19 protein-coding genes are annotated in these 17677 nt (G+C 72.6%); 12 read left to right on the top strand and 7 right to left on the bottom strand.

Annotated elements, in window-relative coordinates; all coding sequences use genetic code 11:
• The 3 genes from PLL68_RS06880 to PLL68_RS06870 all read left to right on the top strand — a co-directional run.
• Nucleotides 1-434: hypothetical protein (locus PLL68_RS06880; protein WP_324532904.1), on the top strand; the 434-nt coding region annotated here is incomplete at its 5' end.
• The gene (locus PLL68_RS06875; RefSeq protein WP_324532903.1) at nt 431-985 is read left to right on the top strand and encodes an RDD family protein; all 555 of its coding nucleotides are present in this window, start codon (nt 431-433) and stop codon (nt 983-985) included. The genes PLL68_RS06880 and PLL68_RS06875, both read left to right, overlap by 4 nt.
• 52 nt (nt 986-1037) lie before the next feature.
• Nucleotides 1038-2684, top strand: coding sequence for an MFS transporter (locus tag PLL68_RS06870; RefSeq protein WP_324532901.1), 1647 nt, complete (start codon nt 1038-1040; stop codon nt 2682-2684).
• A 53-nt stretch (nt 2685-2737) separates the two neighbouring features.
• On the opposite strand, the gene PLL68_RS06865 is transcribed toward PLL68_RS06870, so the two are convergent.
• On the bottom strand, nt 2738-3292 hold the full coding sequence (locus PLL68_RS06865) for an Rv3235 family protein (RefSeq protein WP_324532899.1): 555 nt from the start codon (nt 3290-3292) through the stop codon (nt 2738-2740).
• Nucleotides 3289-4053, bottom strand: a complete 765-nt coding sequence (locus tag PLL68_RS06860) for a LysM peptidoglycan-binding domain-containing protein (RefSeq protein ID WP_324532897.1) — start codon at nt 4051-4053, stop codon at nt 3289-3291. The genes PLL68_RS06865 and PLL68_RS06860 overlap by 4 nt, the downstream gene beginning before the upstream one ends.
• A gap of 76 nt (nt 4054-4129) precedes the next feature.
• Here PLL68_RS06860 and PLL68_RS06855 point away from each other — a divergent pair, with 76 nt between their 5' ends.
• Nucleotides 4130-4765, top strand: coding sequence for a hypothetical protein (locus PLL68_RS06855; RefSeq protein WP_324532895.1), 636 nt, complete (start codon nt 4130-4132; stop codon nt 4763-4765).
• Nucleotides 4766-4772: 7 nt separating this feature from the next.
• On the opposite strand, the gene PLL68_RS06850 is transcribed toward PLL68_RS06855, so the two are convergent.
• Nucleotides 4773-5009, bottom strand: coding sequence for a helix-turn-helix domain-containing protein (locus PLL68_RS06850; protein ID WP_324532893.1), 237 nt, complete (start codon nt 5007-5009; stop codon nt 4773-4775).
• Between the two features lie 102 nt (nt 5010-5111).
• Between PLL68_RS06850 and PLL68_RS06845 the strand changes: the two genes are divergently transcribed.
• The 5 genes from PLL68_RS06845 (at nt 5112) to pruA (ending at nt 10893) form a co-directional block, all read left to right on the top strand.
• Entirely contained in the window at nt 5112-5783 is a 672-nt protein-coding gene (locus tag PLL68_RS06845; RefSeq protein ID WP_324532891.1) for a hypothetical protein, read from the top strand.
• Nucleotides 5780-7243, top strand: a complete 1464-nt coding sequence (locus PLL68_RS06840; protein ID WP_324532889.1) for a CpaE/TadZ family protein — start codon at nt 5780-5782, stop codon at nt 7241-7243. The genes PLL68_RS06845 and PLL68_RS06840 overlap by 4 nt, the downstream gene beginning before the upstream one ends.
• Before the next feature lie 12 nt (nt 7244-7255).
• Nucleotides 7256-8686: a WS/DGAT/MGAT family O-acyltransferase gene (locus PLL68_RS06835; RefSeq protein ID WP_324532887.1), complete on the top strand. Its 1431-nt coding sequence runs from the start codon at nt 7256-7258 to the stop codon at nt 8684-8686.
• Between the two features lie 30 nt (nt 8687-8716).
• The gene (locus tag PLL68_RS06830) at nt 8717-9148 is read left to right on the top strand and encodes a DUF6912 family protein (protein WP_324532885.1); all 432 of its coding nucleotides are present in this window, start codon (nt 8717-8719) and stop codon (nt 9146-9148) included.
• 116 nt (nt 9149-9264) lie between these two features.
• Complete coding sequence (gene pruA, locus PLL68_RS06825; RefSeq protein WP_324532883.1) at nt 9265-10893, top strand: L-glutamate gamma-semialdehyde dehydrogenase; 1629 nt, start codon at nt 9265-9267, stop codon at nt 10891-10893.
• A 73-nt stretch (nt 10894-10966) separates the two neighbouring features.
• Here pruA and PLL68_RS06820 read toward each other — a convergent pair whose 3' ends face one another.
• From PLL68_RS06820 to PLL68_RS06810, 3 genes are read right to left on the bottom strand one after another with little or no spacing between them, the layout of a single operon-like run.
• Entirely contained in the window at nt 10967-11464 is a 498-nt protein-coding gene (locus tag PLL68_RS06820; RefSeq protein ID WP_324532881.1) for a DUF2505 domain-containing protein, read from the bottom strand.
• A 36-nt stretch (nt 11465-11500) separates the two neighbouring features.
• Nucleotides 11501-12022 carry a hypothetical protein gene (locus PLL68_RS06815; RefSeq protein WP_324532880.1) on the bottom strand — a complete coding sequence of 174 codons (522 nt, stop codon included), beginning with the start codon at nt 12020-12022 and terminating at the stop codon, nt 11501-11503.
• Nucleotides 12019-12324, bottom strand: coding sequence for a hypothetical protein (locus tag PLL68_RS06810; protein ID WP_324532878.1), 306 nt, complete (start codon nt 12322-12324; stop codon nt 12019-12021). The genes PLL68_RS06815 and PLL68_RS06810 overlap by 4 nt, the downstream gene beginning before the upstream one ends.
• Before the next feature lie 79 nt (nt 12325-12403).
• On the opposite strand from PLL68_RS06810, the gene PLL68_RS06805 reads away from it, so the two are divergent.
• From PLL68_RS06805 to PLL68_RS06795, 3 genes are all read left to right on the top strand, one after another.
• Complete coding sequence (locus PLL68_RS06805) at nt 12404-13636, top strand: M20/M25/M40 family metallo-hydrolase (protein ID WP_324532876.1); 1233 nt, start codon at nt 12404-12406, stop codon at nt 13634-13636.
• Nucleotides 13618-14820, top strand: a complete 1203-nt coding sequence (locus tag PLL68_RS06800; RefSeq protein ID WP_324532874.1) for an aminotransferase-like domain-containing protein — start codon at nt 13618-13620, stop codon at nt 14818-14820. Before PLL68_RS06805 ends, PLL68_RS06800 begins: the two co-directional genes overlap by 19 nt.
• Before the next feature lie 154 nt (nt 14821-14974).
• A complete protein-coding gene (locus tag PLL68_RS06795; RefSeq protein ID WP_324532873.1) occupies nt 14975-16396 on the top strand; it encodes an aminotransferase class I/II-fold pyridoxal phosphate-dependent enzyme in 1422 nt (473 codons plus the stop codon).
• 16 nt (nt 16397-16412) lie between these two features.
• On the opposite strand, the gene PLL68_RS06790 is transcribed toward PLL68_RS06795, so the two are convergent.
• Nucleotides 16413-17677 (bottom strand): leucyl aminopeptidase family protein (locus tag PLL68_RS06790; protein WP_324532871.1); only part of this gene is annotated, 1265 nt, incomplete at its 5' end.

The raw sequence follows: 17677 nt of genomic DNA, 5'->3' as shown, positions 1-17677 counted from the left end.
CCCTGGTCGCATCGGTGGACCTGGATGCCGCAGTGGCGCGCGTGGACCTGGATGCGATCGCGGCGACCCTCGACGTGGATGCCGTGGTGGCCCGTGCCGACCTGGACGCGGCGGTGGCCAGGGTGGACATCGAGGCGATCCTGGACCGGGTCGACCTGGATGCGATCGCGGCGACCCTCGACGTGGATGCCGTGGTGGCCCGTGCCGACCTGGACCGGGTCATCGCGCGGATCGACATCGTGCGCATCGTCGAGGAGGTGCTCGACGCCATCGACCTGCCGGCCATCATCCGTGACTCCACCGGCTCGATGGCCTCGGAGACGGTGCGTGGGGTGCGGATGACGGGGGTGTCCGCCGATGACGCCCTCAGTCGGGTCGTCGACCGGGCGCTGTTCCGCAGGCGGCATCCTGAGCGGCCGGGAGGGCCCGCATGACCGGGGAGGGCGCGGCACCGGAGCTGTCGTCGATCCCGCGGGAGGCCAGGCGGTTCCAGGGGACCCCGGCCGGGATCGTCACCCGCTTCGTGGCGAACTCGATCGACGCACTCGTGGTCGCGGTGGTGCTGTGCACCATGTACCTCGGCTACAGCGCGATCATCTTCATGCTCGACCCGCGAACCTTCGAGTTCCCCGCGGTCACCTTCCTGGCGAGCCTCACCGTTGCCCTCGTCGTTGCGACGCTCTACCTCTGGCTGGCGTGGTGGCTGCTCGGCAGGAGCTACGGTGCGCACGTCATGGGCATCAGAGTCGCAGGCCGGCGGGGCCGCAAGCTCGGGCCGCTGCGGGCGCTGGCCCGGGCCTGGTTCTGCGTGTTCTTCCCGATCGGCCTGTTCTGGTGCGTCGTCAGCCCCCATCGGCGCTCGGTGCAGGACGTCGTGCTCTTCACCTCGGTCGTCTATGACTGGAGGCCCCGCACGCCCGCCGGTCCCGACCCGCAGCCACCCGCGGTGGGCGAGTCGCCAGGGATGCCGGGCGCGGCATCCTAGGGAGGCCCGGCGGCTGGCGTCGGGCTGACGTCCCCTGACCAGAGGGCCACCCATGGGTACTTCCGCAGGAACCGCCACCGCCACCGCCACCGCAGCCTCCGCTGGGGTCCTCGCCACGTTGGCGGCCTCACAGTTCCTCATGACGCTCGACAGCTCGGTCATGAACGTGTCGATCGCGACGGTGGCCTCCGACATCGGAACCGACGTCACCGGCATCCAGACGGCGATCACGCTCTACACCCTCGTCATGGCGTCGCTGATGATCACCGGCGGCAAGGTCGGCAGCATCCTGGGGCGCAAGAAGGCCTTTGCGGTCGGGTGCGTCATCTACGGCGTCGGCTCGTTCACCACCTCGCTGGCTCCCAACCTCGCCGTGCTGCTCATCGGCTGGTCGCTGCTCGAGGGGATCGGCGCCGCGCTGATCATGCCGGCGATCGTCGCACTCGTCGCGACGAACTTCGACCGACCCGACCGACCCCGGGCCTACGGCCTGGTCGCCGCGGCCGGTGCGGTGGCCGTCGCCGCCGGACCGCTCATCGGTGGTGCGCTCACGACCTACGCCTCGTGGCGCTGGGTGTTCGCGGGGGAGGTGGTCATCGTCGCCATCATCCTCGCGATGACCGGCCGGATGGCCGACGGTGAATCCGATCGTGACGCCCGGCTCGACCTCGGCGGGACGGCCCTGTCCGCCCTCGGGCTCGGCCTCGTCGTGTTCGGCATCCTGCGCGCGGGGGCGTGGGGGTTCGTCAACCCCAAGCCGGGTGCCCCGGTCTGGATCGGGTTGTCCCCGACGATCTGGCTCATGCTCGGCGGCGGCCTCGTGCTGCTCGTCTTCGCGGCCTGGGAGAAGCGCCGGGTCGAGGCCGGCCAGTCGGTGCTCATCGACCCGACGATCCTGCGCAACCCCGTGCTGCGCGGCGGGCTCACCGCGTTCCTCTTCCAGTTCCTGCTCCAGGCCGGGCTGTTCTTCTGCGTCCCCCTCTACCTCTCCGTGGCGCTCGGGCTGAGCGCCGTCGAGACCGGCATCCGGATCCTGCCACTGTCGATCACGCTCCTGCTCGCCGCGGTGGGAGTGCCGAAGATCTGGCCGCAGGCGTCCCCGCAGCGGGTCGCGCGCTTCGGGTTCCTCGGGTTGCTGGCCGGCATCGTGAGCCTCATGGGGGCACTGGAACTGGGCGCCGGGCCGGAGATCGTCACGCTGCCCCTGCTGCTGGCCGGTCTGGGCATCGGCGCCCTGGCCTCGCAGCTCGGCGCGGTCACCGTGTCGTCGGTGCCCGACGAGCAGAGCCCCGAGGTGGGGGGCCTGCAGAACACCTTCACCAACCTCGGTGCGTCGGTGGGCACGGCCCTCGCGGGGGCCATCCTCGTGTCGGCGCTGACGACGTCGTTCTTCACCGGCATCCAGGACAACCCCGCCATCCCGGAAACGCTCACCTCGAAGGCGCAGGTCGAGTTCGCCGGGGGCATCCAGTTCATCCCCGACTCCGACCTGGAAGCGGCGCTCAGCAAGGCCGGGATCACCGGCGACACCGCGCAGGCGATCATGGAGGAGAACTCACAGTCGCGCATCGCGGGGCTTCGTGCGGCCCTGGCAGCCCTCGCCGTCCTGGCGATCGCCGCCCTGTTCAGCACCGGCAGCCTGCCCACGCGACAGGGGCAGTCGGACGCAGACGCGAAGGTGCCCGCGGGCTTGTCGTAGCCGCGGCGCCACGGGCACGTCGTCGCCGAGCACCTTCCGGGTGCTGGGCCCACTCAGCCGATCTGGAGGGCGGTGACCCGCCACTTGCCGTCCTGGCCCTCGAGGCGCAGCGCCACGGCACGCACCCTCGACCCGTGCTGGAGGACCACGGCGGCCTCGGCGACCCCGTTGACGGGTTCACACACGCGCACCCTGACGACGGTGAGGCGTTGGCGTCTCGTGCGAGCGCCGGGGTCGGCTGCCCGCCTGGCCGCGAGGGCGCTGCGTCGAGCGACGACGGCGTAGACCTCGGGGGAGGTCCACCGAACGACCTGAGGGGCGGGCCGTAGCCCGGTCATCACCTCGATCAGGGCGTGGGTGATGCGACCTGCCCACCAGGCCGGGTCGGGGAGGTCGTCGCGCGCCGTGCGCTGTGGGCCGAACAGCCTGTCGTCAGGTGCCGTGTCGAAGGAGACCGCGAGAGTCCCCTGGACGTAGCCGGCGTCGGCGAGGCGCTCCTGCTGCGCCAGTCGTGATCGGCGCATCGCCTCGTCGAGGGCGAGTGGCTCGGGGAGCACGCGCAGGCGGGCGGGAGGGGCCGCTGCGGCTCGGGCGGGTGCGGCGCTCACTGGACCGTCACCTCGGGCGCGCGCAGGACCTGGCCGGGGAGGATGAGATCGGGGTCGTCGCCGATGACGCCACGGTTCGCGTCGAACCACGCAGGCCAGGCCTGCGCGATCTCCGCGTCCGACGCACCGGGTCCGAGGTGGCGCGCGGCGATGGTCCACAGGGTGTCTCCGCGCTGGACCACGACATCGGGGCGGGTGTCGACCGTGTCGGCCGGTGCGCGGCTGAGGAGCCCCACATCGGCCTGGGGCCGAACCGTCGGGGCGGCGGGGACCCACGAGGGGTCCGGAAGGGAGTGGAAGCCCGGGTCGGGCAGGGAGGGGGACACGGCATCCGGCCCAGCAGTGGTGCTCCAGGCCTGGGAGATCGAGCTCGACGGTGATGGCGGTTCGGCGACCGCAGTGCCCGGGGCGAGCCCCGCCACGACCCCGACCCCGAGGACGAAACCCGCCCCCTGTCGCAGGAGGCGGGGGGTGAGGACCTCCGCGACGGCCAGAGCCACCCGGCCGAGCGAACCCGGCACCTGGGCCAGCAGGCCGAGCACCAGCCCCAGCGCGAGCCACAGCACGCAGGCGAGCGCGAGGGACGCGGTGAGGCCGATGAGCAGCTCATCAGCCTGTGCCGGCCGTCCGGCGCCGACGGCCGCGACCGTGCGTTCGACGAGGCGCCACAGCATCACGGCGAGGGCCAGGGCGACGCCGAGACCGAGGGTGCCCCGCAGCCCGACGACCATCGGTTTGATGCTGTTTGATGATGTTTGCATGCGGATGACGGTAAGTGGGGACGGCGCGCCCCGCAACCGGAGGGTGCTCGGCTGTGGACATCCCTACAGTGGCGCCATGAGGTGGGAGGGACTCTTTGCAGACCTCGAGGGGCAGTTGGCGGCGGAGGAACGGCGCGAACTCGACGACGAGGTGGCCGAACGCACCCGCCGTGAGCGGGCGCTCGTCACGTTGGCGGACCGCCTGGCGGGCGCCGTGGGGTCGACGGTGCGGCTGGGGCTCGGTGCCGGGCTGCACGTGCAGGGTGACATTGCTGACCTCGGCGACGGGTGGGTGCTGCTGCGTGACCCGGCGACCGGTCGTGAGCACCTCGTTCCCACCGCGGCCGTGGTCACGGTGAGCGCCCTCGGGGCCCGCGTCGAGACGGCCCGGGCCGCGCGCCGGTTCGGGCTCGGGTACGCCCTGCGCGCGCTCTCGCGCGATCGGGCGACGGTGGCGATCAGCCTGTCCGGAGTGGGTGCCAGCGCAGGGGCGGGCGTCAGCGTCGGCCCCGGAGCAGGGCCGGGTTCAGGTGTCGGTTTCGGCTGGTCCGCGGCCGGGGGATCGGTGCTCGTCGGCACGATCGATGCCGTGGGGGCTGATCACCTCGACCTCGCCGAGCACCCGGAGGGAGTGCCGCGCCGTCGGGGCAACGTGACCGCCATGACGACCGTGCCCTTCCAGGCGTTGGTGCTGGTGGAGTCGCGGCGCTGACCGGCGATCAGGGTCGGTGCTCGTCCTGCTCGGTGACGTCGGAGCGGGTCGAGACGAGCTCGCGTGTCTCTGCGTACATGCGCTGGATGTAGGCCTCGAGCTCGACGGTCTCGACGCGCCACTGACCCCGGCCACCGACCTTGATGGCGGGCAGGTCACCGCTGCGCACGAGCGCGTACGCCTGTGCTGCCGAAATGTCGAGGATCTCGGACACCTCGGTCAGGGGGAGGAAACGGCGGGCCACGTCGTCAGTGTGCCATCCACAGGGTGGGTGCTCCGGCGGGTTGTCCACAGGGCGCTGCGCTCGACAGGCGAGATGCGGTCAGGTCAACCACAATCGGTGCCCATGACCGATCTGCCGACCACCACCGCGTCCCGACTGCGGCCCCCGTCGTGGCGCGACTCACGCCTGATCATCGGCGTCCTCCTCGTGCTGCTGTCGACGGTGCTCGGCTCGGTGGTCGTCGCCCGGGCCGACGACCGGGTGCCCGTCTACGCGGCCAAGGGTGAGGTCGCGCCGGGGCAGCAGCTGAGGGCCGCCGACGTCGTGCGGGTGGACGTCCTGCTCGGCGACGGCGCGGTGGGTTACCTGCCCGCCGACGGCCCCCTACCCGACGACACCTGGGCCCTGCGCGCCCTGCACCCCGGCGAACTCATCCCCCAGGCCGCCGTCGGCAGGTCGGATGCCGTGACGGTGCAGCTCGTCGCGCTCCTCGTCGACTCCACGTCCGCCTCGGCCCTGACAGCCGGATCGGTCGTCGACGTGTACGTCAACCGCCCCAAGGAGGGCACGACGATCGGCCTCCCCACGTATGCCGGGCCCGAACGGGTGCTCGAAGGCGTGTCGGTGGTGCGCGTTGCCGGTGAGGACGACGTCCTCGGGGGCGCGACGGCATCCCGTGCCGTCCAGGTGATGGTGCCGCGAGAAGCCGTGCGCGACCTCGTCGCCGATGTCGACCTCGGTGCCCGGATCACCCTCGTTCCGGTGCCCGGCGGCGCCGCGGCGGCCGCCCCGTGACCAGCGTCCTCGCAGCCCTCACCGACCGCCACGAGGCCGAGTTCGTCCGGGCGCTCGAGGCCGCCCCCGACCTCGAGCTCGTGCGGCGGTGCGCCGACGTGGCCGAGCTGCTGTCGGCCGGGGCCGCCGGTGCCGCCCGCGTCGCCGTCGTCTCACCCGACCTGCGTGGTCTCGATCGTGATGCGCTGCGCCACCTCGCCGGGCACGGCGTGCGCGTCGCAGGTCTCGTGGCACGCGGCGACGACGAGGGGGAGCGCAGGCTGCGCCAGCTCGGCGTCACGTTGCTCCTCACACCGGGGGAATCGCCGGATGCCGTCTCCCTCGCCCTGAGCGGGTTGGCCGGTGACCTGAACTCCTCGGGGACGGGGCGGGCCGGCGGCGGGGGCGGAGCAGGCGGCTCCGACGGCGGCGGGGGAAGCGACGGCGGCGGCGCGGGGAGCCCGTGGGGCGTGGACGAGGCAGGAAACCCCGTGCCCGACGCTGGGCAGCGGCTCGTCGGCGCCGGCCACGACCCCACGGCTGGACACGACGACGGCTTCGAGGGTCACGTGCCGACTCCGATCACCGTGGTCTGGGGCCCGACGGGTGCCCCGGGGCGCACCACCGTGGCCGTGACGCTGGCGGCGCAGCTGGCCGCCGGGGGAGTGCGCACGCTGCTCGTCGATCTCGACACCTGGGGTGCCAGCGTGGCCCAGGTGCTCGGCCTGATCGACGAGGCCCCGGGAGTCGCCGCGGCGGCGCGGGCCTCCGAGCAGGGCTCGCTCGATGCGGTCGGCCTGGCCCGGGTCGCGCCCGAGGTGGTGCCCGGCCTGCGGGTGCTCACGGGGCTGCCCAAGGCCGAGCGCTGGCCCGAGCTGCGGGCGGCCGCGGTGGAGGACGTCCTTCGCCTGGCCCGACAGGTCGTCGAGCACGTCGTCATCGACGTCGGCTTCGCCCTCGAGGACGACGAAGAGCTGAGCTACGACACGGTGGCCCCGCGTCGAAACGCCACGACCCTGACCGCCCTCGAGCAGGCCGACCAGCTCGTCGTCGTCGGGTCCGCCGACCCGGTCGGGCTGCAACGGCTCGTGCGTGGTGTGCAGGAGGTCGCGGTGCTGCCCTCGCCACGACCCGTCATCGTCGTGAACAAGGTCCGCGCGTCGGTGGCCGGGGCGAGACCCGAACGCTCGATCGCCGACGTCCTCAGCCGGTTTGCCGGCATGGAGACCGTGCGGTTCCTGCCGTGGGCCCCCGACGACTGTGACGCGGCCCTGCTCTCGGGGCGTTCCCTGCTCGAGGTCGCACCCCAAGGGGCGCTGACCTCCGCCCTGGCGGGACTGGCGGCCGACCTCGAACCACGGATGCCGTCGACAGCACGACCCCGCCGCCGCGGGCGGCGTCGGGCCCCGACCTCGGGCCTGCGCGCCGCCGTTGGCAGTGCCACCGCGAGCGTCCTGCCCGGGCGGCGGCGGGCGGTCTGACACGATAGGGCCGTGGTAGACCGGCTCAGCTCCCTCGACACCTCGTTCCTCCACCTCGAGGACGCGGCCACGCCGATGCACGTCGGCTCGGTGATGGTCTTCGACGCGCCCGAGGGCGGCTTCGACTACGAGAGCCTCGTGACCCTCATCAGCGAGCGGATCGCGCACGTCCCGCGCTACCGGCAGAAGATCAAGTCCGTCCCCGGCGGGCTGGCCAACCCGGTCTGGGTCGACGACAAGCACTTCGACATGAGCTACCACGTGCGGCGCAGCGCCCTGCCGCGACCGGGCTCGGACGAACAGCTCGAAGAGCTCGTCGCGCGCATCCAGCCACGTCCCCTCGACCGCACCCGGCCCCTGTGGGAGGTCTACCTCGTCGAGGGTCTGGCCGAGGACCGGTTCGCGATCATCACCAAGACCCACCACAGCCTCGTCGACGGCATCAGCGCCGTGGACATCGGCAACGTCCTCGTCGACGGAAACCCCACGGCGAGCGACGGCGTCCTCACCACGTGGCGTGCCCGCGCCGAGCCGAGCGGCGTCGAACTCGTCGTGGGAGCGGTCGCCGAGGCGGTTCGCACCCCGAGCCAGGTCGTCGAGACGGTCCAGCACGGCATCGCCGACGTCGGCAAGACCCTCGGGAAGGTGACCTCGGTCGCCGGTGAGGTCATCTCGACCTTGGCGCGGGTCTCCGCGCGGCCGGCGCCGGAGTCGCCGCTCAACGCCTCGGTGGGGCGGGCGCGGCGCTACGTCATGATCGGCACCGACCTCGACGACTACCGCAAGATCCGCACCCGATTGGGCCAAGGTGCCTTCGCCGACGAGGTCACCATCAACGACGTCATCCTCGCGACGATCGCCGGTGCCTTCCGGTCCTGGCTGCTCACCCGCGGCGAGGCCGTCTACGGCGGGACGACCATCCGCGCCATGGTGCCGGTCTCGGTGCACGAGGGCCCCGACGCCCCGACGGGCGCCCAGATGACGGCGTGCTTCGTCGACCTGCCGGTGGGGGAGCCCGGGCCGTCGATGCGCCTGCACCAGATCGCCTTCTCGATGCGCCAGCAGATGGAGGGCGGCTCGCGGCGCGCCGTCTCGGCCGACACCCTCGCCGGGCTCGGTGGCTTCGCACCTCCGACGATGCACGCCCTCGGCGCCCGCCTCGGTGGTGTGGTTTCCAAGCGCCTCTACAACGTCGTCATCACCAACGTGCCCGGGCCGCAGACGCCGCTCTACGCGGCCGGTGCCCGCATGGTCTCCACCTACCCGGTGACGCCGCTCGCGCGGGGTCAGGCCCTGTCGATCGGGCTCACCTCGTACGACGGTGGTGTCTACTACGGCCTCTACGCCGACCGCGATGCCATGCCGGATGCCGATGTGCTCGGCCGCGGTGTCGTCGACTCGCTCCACGAGCTGCTCGAGGCCCCCCGCCCCAAGACCCGCTGACCGACCACCGCGCCGCACCGAGGAGCCCGTATGCCGCTCGCCCGCATCTACCTCCCGCTCACGTCGGCGGACCTCGCCGACCTGGCCGAGGGTCGCCCCGTGGGCCCGGCCCCGCTGGCCGCCCACGCCGTGACCCCGCTGCTCGGACGAACCGGTCTCGTCGTCGACGAGGAGGAACTCGAGCACGCCGCCTGGCTGGCGGCCACGAGGGAGGCGAGCGGGCTGACGCAGGGCGGTGCGGTGCGGCGGGTCATCGCCGCGGCCGACGTCGATGTCGCCCTCGTGCTCCACCCGACCGAACCTGACGTGCCGTCGCGGGTCCACGTGGCGGCACCCCTCGAGCGTCGCCGGATCGTGTCGTTCCACATCGACGAGGAGGCGGGCGACACCGAGCCGACCGACCTGCTCTGGTACGACGTCACCGAACTGGCTGACGTGCGCGACCTCGTCGACACCCCCTGACCCCTGCGACGTCGGGGGGAGCGAGGTTGCACCCGGGCGTGGTGGGCGAGAGAGTGGCGGGGTGATCCCGGCGTGGGGACCCCACGCGTCAATCGACCCAAGGAGTGCCACCACCCATGGATGCCGTGACCCACGTCCCTGCCCCGATCAACGAGACCGTCCTCGACTACGCCCCGGGCAGTCCCGAGCGGGCGGCCCTCGAGGTCGCCCTGGTCGAGCTGTCCGGCACCAAGCACGACCTGCCGCACACCATCGGCGGGGTGCGGGTTGAGGGCAAGGGGCCTCGCCTCGAGGTGCGTCAGCCGCACGCCCACGCCAAGGTGCTCGGCGTGACCCGCGGGGCCACGAAGACCGAGGCTGCCGCCGCCGTCGACGCCGCCGTCGCTGCGGCTCCGGCCTGGCGGGACATGGCCTTCGACGACCGTGCGGCGATCCTGCTCAAGGCCGCTGACCTGCTGGCCGGCCCGTGGCGCGCGAAGATCAACGCCGCGACGATGCTGGGGCAGAGCAAGACGGCATACCAGGCCGAGATCGACGCGGCGTGCGAGCTGATCGACTTCTGGCGCTTCAACGTCCACTTCGCCCGACAGATCATCGCGGAGCAGCCGCCGGCGAACTCCCGAGGGCTGTGGAACCGCAGCGACTACCGCTCGCTCGAGGGTTTCGTCTACGCGGTGACGCCGTTCAACTTCACCGCGATCGCCGGCAACCTGCCGACCGCCCCGGCACTGATGGGCAACACCGTCGTGTGGAAGCCCTCGCACTCGCAGCAGCTCGCCGCGCAGCTCACGATGGAGCTTCTGGAAGAGGCCGGGATGCCGCCCGGCGTCATCAACATGGTCAACGGGCACGGGCGCGAGGTCTCCGAGGTCGCCCTCGCGCACCCCGAGTTCGCGGGGCTGCACTTCACCGGGTCGACCGCGGTGTTCCAGGGCCTGTGGCAGCAGATCGGCGCGAACCTCACCGGGTACCGGCACTACCCGCGGATCGTCGGCGAGACCGGTGGCAAGGACTTCGTGCTGGCCCACCCGAGCGCCGACCCCGACGTGCTGCGCACCGCCCTGATCCGAGGGGCCTTCGAGTTCCAGGGCCAGAAGTGCTCGGCCGCGTCACGCGCCTACGTGCCCCGCTCGGTGTGGAAGGTCATCAAGAAGGACCTCGTCGAGCTCACCAACGGGCTGTCGGTGGGCGACGTCACCGACCTGTCGAACTTCATGGGTGCCGTCATCGACGACCGGGCCTTTGCCAAGCACAAGGCGGCCATCGACCGGGCCCACGCGACGAGCCACCTCGACGTCGTCGCCGGCGGCACCTATGACGACTCCGTGGGCTACTTCGTGCGGCCGACGATCGTCGAGAGCACCGACCCGAGCGACGAGATGTTCACCACCGAGTACTTCGGGCCGATCCTCGCGGTGCACGTCTACCCGGACCGGCAGTACGCCAAGGTGCTGGAGCAGATGGAATCGGTCGCGCCCTACGCCCTCACCGGCGCGATCATCGCCCAGGACCGCGCCGTCGTCGCCGACGCCCTGCACCGACTGCGCTTCGCGGCGGGCAACTTCTACATCAACGACAAGCCGACGGGTGCGGTCGTCGGACAGCAGCCGTTCGGTGGAGGTCGCGCCTCGGGAACCAACGACAAGGCCGGCTCGGCCGCGAACCTCCTGCGCTGGACGTCGGTGCGCTCGATCAAGGAGAACTTCGTGCCGCCGACCCAGCACACCTACCCCCACATGGGCTGACCACTCCGACTCATTGCACTCCAGCCACTCTCAGGGGGTGGCTGGAGTGCAATGAGTCGGGAGAGGGGAGGGCTCAACGGGCGAGCCACTCCCGCAGCAGCCCGGTCTCGATCCCGATCGCCGTCCGGATCGGGTCCGCGGCGGCCTGCTCGATCTTCCCGCCGATGAACGGCACGTGCGCCTTGAGCTCGGCGTCGAGCACCTGCACCGTCCCGCCCTTCGAGGGCTCCAGGCGCAGCGTGCCCTTGAGCGTCAGCGGCGCGCCCTTGACGTGCATGTCGACCACGGACTCGCGCGAGCCGTCCGCGGCCGGCATCGACCACGTCTGGACCTCGATGATCGTCAGGTGCTCGCCGACGAACGACTTCGCGACGTCGGGCAGGGTCTCCGACGGCAGGTGACGCTCGGTGCGCACCTTCTCGCCCGTCGGGCCCCCCATGACGTCGACGCTGAAGTGGTTCGCGTCGTCGGTCGTCGCCAGGCACTTGGCCTCCTGGAAGGCCACGTCCGTGAAGAGGGCGTAGACCTCCTCGACGGTCCCGTCCAGCTGCTCGCGCGTCGTCACTCGCACCCTGTCATCCTCTCGGTCGGCGGTTCGGCGATCCTCTCATCCTCCCCGCAGCTTGTGGGAGACCCCGGCCAGGTCCGTCGTCGAGTCGCGCAGCACCTCGAGCACCCAGTCGCGCCGCCGGCGGTGCTGCGCGAGCACGAGGTCGAGGTCGGCCTGGAGCGCCGTGCGGAGGTGCTCGCGCTCGCGGTCGGCCCCGGAGTCGGCGGCCCCCGTCACGCCCCACGCCAGCTCGACCCGTCCGTCGCGCACCACGAGTCCCGCGGCGCGGGCCCGCTCCTCGACGGCGCGACCCCGGGCCACGAGGTCGGCCAGGTCGCTGGCGTGGTCCTGGAGCACCCGCCCCATCCGGTCGAGTTCGCTCGCTGCCGCGTCGGTCGCGTCGGCGAGACCGCTGGCGCGCTGCCGCACCCCGGCCGAGGTCCGGCCGGTCCACCCCTGGGCGAGCTCTCGCGACGTGGCACGCACCCGACTCGCCTGCCCGGTCAGGCCGTGTCCGACCGAGCGCGCCGTCGAGGCGCACGCTGACAGGGATGCCGGGTCGCCCGGCACCACGCTCACGCTCGCCTCCCGTCGACAGCAGCGGTCCGCACCGTCGGTGACGGGGCGGTGGCGGGGGTGTCCGCCGCAACGTCGGCGCGAGCGTTCAGGGACACGGCGAGGTCGGATGCCGTCTCGCCCACCGCTCGCAGGGTGTCGGCCACCTGGTCCAGCCAGTCGTCGAGCACCCGCTGCGGGCGTGGTTCCCCCGTGACGACCAGTGAGGAGAGGACGTCGTCCTCGGCGTCGGCGACGCGGTCGCGCAGGGCGAACAGGGCATCGGCGGCCGCGCGGGCGAGCGCCGGGTCGGGACCAAGGGGCACCCCTTCACTGTAGGCGGCGCGACGCCCACTCCTCGGAGTTACCCACAGGGCCCGCGGCGGGGGTCCTAGGCTCTGGCCCATGGCCAGCGACGACGCTCCTCGAGGGACCACGGCATCCGATGCCGCCCTGAACACGGCATCCGACGCCGTGCGACCCGACGCCGCCGTAGAGTCCGAGGCCGTCGAGCTGACGGCCGCACTCGTGGCGATCGACTCGGTGAACCCGGGGCTCGTGCCGGGGGCTGCGGGGGAAGCAGCCATCGTCGAGCACCTGCGACACCGGCTGTCACGCGGCGGCTTCGACACCCACGTGGTTCAGGCTCCCGGGCACGTGGGCCGACCGAGCCTCGTGGCGGTCAGCCCGGCCGGCGCACCCGGGCCCACCGTCGTCCTGACCGGCCACCTCGACACCGTCGGGGTCGAGGGCATGGACGATCCGTTCGGGGCGCGGGTCGACGGCGACCGTCTCGAGGGGCGGGGTGCCTGCGACATGAAGGGCGGGGTGGCCGCGATGGTCGTCGCCGCCGAGGAACTCGCCCGCCGCCGGCTGCCCGGTCGGGTCGTGCTCGCCCTGGTGGCCGACGAGGAGGACGCCAGCCTGGGCACCCTGGCCGTGCTCGATGCACTCCCTGGTCTCGGCATCGAGCCCGACGTCGCCGTCATCGGTGAGCCCACGTGGCTCGCGCTGGCGCAGTCCCTGCGGGGCTACGCCCTCGTCGAGGTGACTCTCGAGGGGCGCGCCGCGCACTCGTCGCAGCCCGAGCAGGGTGTCAACGCTGTCGCCCACCTCGGCCGCCTGCTCGCCGCCGTGGAGTCCCGCGGGAGCCTGGTCGCCGAACGCGGCGGCTCGCTCATGGTCACCGTGGCTTCCGGCGGGGAGTCGCCGTTCGTGCTGGCTCGACACGCCACGGCGATCGTGGAGCGGAGGACCGTGCCGGGCGAGCGCTCCGAGGCGGCCCTCGCCGAGGTCGAGCACCTGCTCGTGCACCTGCGCCTCCAGGACGACACCGTCAGCGCCCGCGCGCGGCTCGTCGTCGCGCGCGACCCGTGGCAGCTCGACGACTCCGGCCCGGCGGCCGCCCTCGCGGCCGACCTGAGCCGCGCGCTCGGTGACGACGCGGCATCCGAACCCTTCCACGCGCCCTACTGGATGGAGGCGCCGCTGTGGCAGGCCGCCGGCATCCCGACGGTGGTCTGCGGCCCGGCCGGTGGTGGGCTGCACGCCGCCGACGAGTGGGTGGACCTGCACCAGGTGCGCCGCTACACCCTCGCCCTCATCGAGGCGGTCACGACGTGGGGGGCATCGGCATGACGTCCTTCGCCCGCCGCGCCGAGCGCGTCCAGCCCTCGGCGATCCGCGAGTTCCTGGCCCTGGCCGGCCAGCCCGGCATCACGTCCTTCGCCGGCGGCTACCCCGACCCGACGCTGTTCCCGATGCGCGAGCTGCACGGCATCTACGACGCCCTCCTCACCGACGGCAACGCGTCAGCCTTGCAGTACACGGCATCCGAAGGGTTGCCCGAGCTGCGCGCCCTCGTCGCCGCCCGCCTGAGTGCGGACGGGATGCCGTGCACGGCGGACGACGTCCTCATCACCCAGGGTGGGCAGCAGGGTCTGGACCTCACCGCCAAGCTCTTCGTGGATGCCGGCGACGTCATCGTCACCGAGCGGCCCACCTTCCTCGGCGCGCTCATCGCCTTCAACCCGTGCGAGCCCGACTACCGGTCGGTGCCGATGGACGACGAGGGCATGGACACCGACGCCCTCGAACAGGTGCTGCGCACGACCGATCGGGTCAAGCTCGTCTACACCGTGCCCGACCACCAGAACCCGACGGGCCGCACGATGAGCCTGGCTCGGCGCCGGCGGTTGGTCGAGCTGGCGGAGGAGTTCGACGTCGTCGTCCTCGAGGACACCCCCTACCGCGAACTGCGGTACGAGGGGGAGCGGCTGCCGACGATCAAGAGCCTGGACACCACCGGCCGGGTCGTGCACCTCGGCAGCTTCTCGAAGATCCTCGCGCCCGGGCTGCGCCTCGGCTGGGCGCTCGCGGAGCCTGAGGTCCGCGAGAAGCTCGCGCTCCTCAAGCTCGCCGCGGACACCCAGAACGGCACCCTCAACATGCGGGCCGCGGCCGCCTACCTCGGTGGGTACGACATCGAGGGCCACATCGCGGGGATGCTGCCGACCTACCGGCACCAGCGCGACCTCATGCTCGCCTCCCTGCAAGAGCACTTCCCGCCCGGCATCACCTGGACCCGCGCCAACGGCGGGTTGTTCACCTGGGTGACCTTCCCCGCCGGGCTGGACATGGCCGCGTTCCAGCGCGACGTGCTGATCCCGCAGGCCGGCGTCATCGTCGTGCCCGGCACCCCGTTCTTCGCCGACCGGCCCGAGGCCAACCACGCCCGGATGAGCTACTCCGGGGTGCCGGACGACCGCTTGGTCGAGGGAGTGCGCCGCATGGGGGCGCTGCTCACCGACGCGCTGCGCTGAGCGAGGCCAGTGCCTGTCGAGTGAGCGCAACATGCCGTGTTGCTCGACGCAGCACGGCGTGTTGCGCTCACTCGATCGGGCGTGACCTGGGCCAGATGGTGCTCGCCCGGTGGTGCGGGCGATCCGCGCGAGGAACGGGGGCAGACTGAGGCCCATGCCCACCGATCCCCGAGGCCTGCGCGGCGACGCGCCCCTGCTCGACGCGTGGCTGCGCTTCCAGGAGGCCGCCCCGACCCCCTTCACGATCCCGGGGCACAAGCAGCGCCACGACCTCGTCGGGGACGTCGTCGCCGGTGACGTCCCCCTGTACGCCGGCCTCGACACGATGAAGCTCTCGCGAGGTGTCGTCGGGCAGGCCGAAGCCCAGGCCGCGCACCTGTGGGGGGCCGACCTGTGCCGCTTCTCCGTCGGCGGGTCGACCCACGGCAACCAGGCGCTCGCGCTCGCGATCGGGCGTCCGGGGGACCGGGTCGTGGTCGCCCGCACCCTGCACCGCTCGATGCTGCTCGGCCTCGTGCTCGCCGGCCTGGAGCCCGTCTGGGTGCGCCCAGAGGTCGACCCGGCCCACGGCCTGCCGCTCGGGGTGACGGCCGCCGCGCTCGAGAAGGCCCTCACGTCCGCCCCGGACGCCAAGGGTGTCTTCATCGGCGAGCCGTCGTACGTGGGCACCGTCGGCGACGTCAGCGCGCTCGCGGAGGTGGCCCACCGACACGGCATCCCGCTCGTCATCGACGCCGCCTGGGGGGCCCACCTCGGGTTCCACCCCGGGCTGCCACCACACGCCCTCCAGGCCGGGGCTGACGCGTTGGTGACCAGTGCGCACAAGGCGTTGCCGGCGTGGTCGCAGGGTGCCCTCGTGCTGGCTCGCACCATTCGCATCGGGCGGGCGCAGTTCGACGCGGCGGTCGAGGCGACGGCGACGACGAGCCCCTCGGGGGCCATCCTCGCGAGCATCGACGCCGCACGGGCACTGCTCCAGCGCGACGGCGAGGCCCTGCTCGGCCCGGTCATCGAGGCGGTCGCCACGGCACGCTCGCGGCTCTCGACGATTCCGGGTCTCGTCGTCCTCGACGGCCCGACGGTGGACCCCACCCGGCTCGTGCTCGTGCTCCCCGGCACCGGCGCCGACGGCAACGAGGTCGAGCAGGACCTGCTGGCACGGGGGATGCCGGTCGAGATGGCTGATCGCGACACGATCGTCGCGATGGTGACGATGGCCGACCGCCCCGAGGCCATCGACGAGCTCGCAGGCGCACTGGCCGAGTCGATCCACACCCGGCGCTCCGTGGCGCGACCGGTCGTCGTGTCAGGGGTGTGGGCGGTGGACCCGGTGACGGTGATGAGCCCTCGCGAGGCGTTCTTCGCGCCCCGCGAGAGCGTCCCGGTGGAGCGGGCGGTCGGGCGGGTGAGCGCTGAGCTCATCGCGCCCTACCCGCCCGGCATCCCCGTGCTCGCACCCGGCGAGGAGGTCACTGACGCGGTCGTCGCAGCCCTGAGGGCGGCACGGGCCGCAGGCAGCCGGATCGCCTACGCCGCTGATCCGAGCGTCAACACCCTCGACGTCGTCGCCGAGTAACCGCGGACGGTGGGGGTCAGGCCTTCGGGGTGAAGTCCCGTGCCAGCTCGGCGAGCAGACGAGCGCCGTAACCCGTCGCGCCCTTGGAGCGCCACGACTCGTCGGCGTCGACGTTCATCGTCCCGGCGATGTCGATGTGGGCCCAGGGCACCTCGCCGACGAACTCGGCGAGGAAGAGCGCCGCCGTCGTCGACCCCGCGTACGGCCCACCGAGGTTGGCGATGTCGGCGACCTCCGAGTCGAGCGTCTTGCGGTACTTCTTCTCCAGGGGCAGCTGCCAGACCGGCTCGTCCACCGCGGCGCCGGCTGCCTTGACCTGGTCGATGATGCCCTGCTCGTTGCCGAACAGCCCGGCCGTCGCCGGACCGAGGGCGACGAGGACCGCGCCGGTCAGCGTCGCGATGTCGACGACGGCATCCACCCCCTCCTCGACAGCGAGGGCGAGCGCGTCCATCATCACCAGGCGCCCCTCGGCATCCGTGTTCTTGATCTCGACGGTGGTGCCGTTGCGCGCGGTGAGCACGTCACCGAGCTTGACGGCCGTGCCCGACGGCATGTTGTCGGTGCACATCAGCCAGCCGGTGACCGTGGCCGGCACGCCGAGGTCGCGCAGCGCGGTGAACGCGCCGAGCACCGCCGCGGCGCCGCCCATGTCCATCTTCATGAGCAGGTGCATCGGGTCCGAGGGCTTGATGCTGATGCCGCCCGAGTCGTACATGATGCCCTTGCCCACCAGCCCGAGGTGGCCGGTCGGCTCGCCCTCGGGGGTGTAGCGCAGCACGAGCATGCGGGGTTCCTCGGTGCTGCCGGCATTGACACCGAGCAACCCGCCGCAGCGCATCTCGATGAGCTGCTCGCGGTCGAAGGCCTCGACGGTGAAGCCGTGGGCGTCGCCGAGCGTCGCCGCGACATCGGCCAGGGCCACGGCCGTCAGGTGCGCAGGCGGGCTGTTCGCGAGGTCGCGGGCGATGGCGCTCGCGCGCGAGGTCACGACACCGGTGCGGATGCCGTCCGCGACCGCGCCGCTGTCGGCTCCCGTCACGTTGATCACCAGGGCCGACAAGGGCTTCTCCGGGTGCTCGGCCTTCAGGGCGGTGTAGCGGTAGCGCGCCAGCAGGGCACCCTCGGTGAGAACCTGGCCGGCCTGCGCCGCGTCGACACCGCTCGCGGGCACTCGGATGCCGAGGCGCGCGCCCAGCTTTGCGCTGGTGCGTGAGGCGGTTGCCGCGGCGTCGCGCAGGGCGTTGGCGTCGAGGTCGTCGGCTGCGGGGGCGCCGACGA

Source organism: Ornithinibacter sp. (assembly GCF_035443565.1).
In the GTDB taxonomy this organism is placed as follows: Bacteria; Actinomycetota; Actinomycetes; order Actinomycetales; family Dermatophilaceae; genus Fodinibacter.
The sequence above is the reverse complement of the archived record's forward strand: the minus strand, read 5'-3'. Positions and strand labels throughout refer to the sequence as shown.

Excerpts from the sequence above, each read along its gene's own strand:
- PLL68_RS06875 (WP_324532903.1), top strand. The coding sequence starts at position 431 with ATGACCGGGGAGGGCGCGGCACCGGAGCTGTCGTCGATCCCGCGGGAG.
- PLL68_RS06870 (WP_324532901.1), top strand. The coding sequence starts at position 1,038 with ATGGGTACTTCCGCAGGAACCGCCACCGCCACCGCCACCGCAGCCTCC.
- PLL68_RS06860 (WP_324532897.1), bottom strand. The coding sequence starts at position 4,053 with ATGCAAACATCATCAAACAGCATCAAACCGATGGTCGTCGGGCTGCGG.
- PLL68_RS06855 (WP_324532895.1), top strand. The coding sequence starts at position 4,130 with ATGAGGTGGGAGGGACTCTTTGCAGACCTCGAGGGGCAGTTGGCGGCG.
- PLL68_RS06845 (WP_324532891.1), top strand. The coding sequence starts at position 5,112 with ATGACCGATCTGCCGACCACCACCGCGTCCCGACTGCGGCCCCCGTCG.
- PLL68_RS06830 (WP_324532885.1), top strand. The coding sequence starts at position 8,717 with ATGCCGCTCGCCCGCATCTACCTCCCGCTCACGTCGGCGGACCTCGCC.
- pruA (WP_324532883.1), top strand. The coding sequence starts at position 9,265 with ATGGATGCCGTGACCCACGTCCCTGCCCCGATCAACGAGACCGTCCTC.
- PLL68_RS06805 (WP_324532876.1), top strand. The coding sequence starts at position 12,404 with ATGGCCAGCGACGACGCTCCTCGAGGGACCACGGCATCCGATGCCGCC.
- PLL68_RS06795 (WP_324532873.1), top strand. The coding sequence starts at position 14,975 with ATGCCCACCGATCCCCGAGGCCTGCGCGGCGACGCGCCCCTGCTCGAC.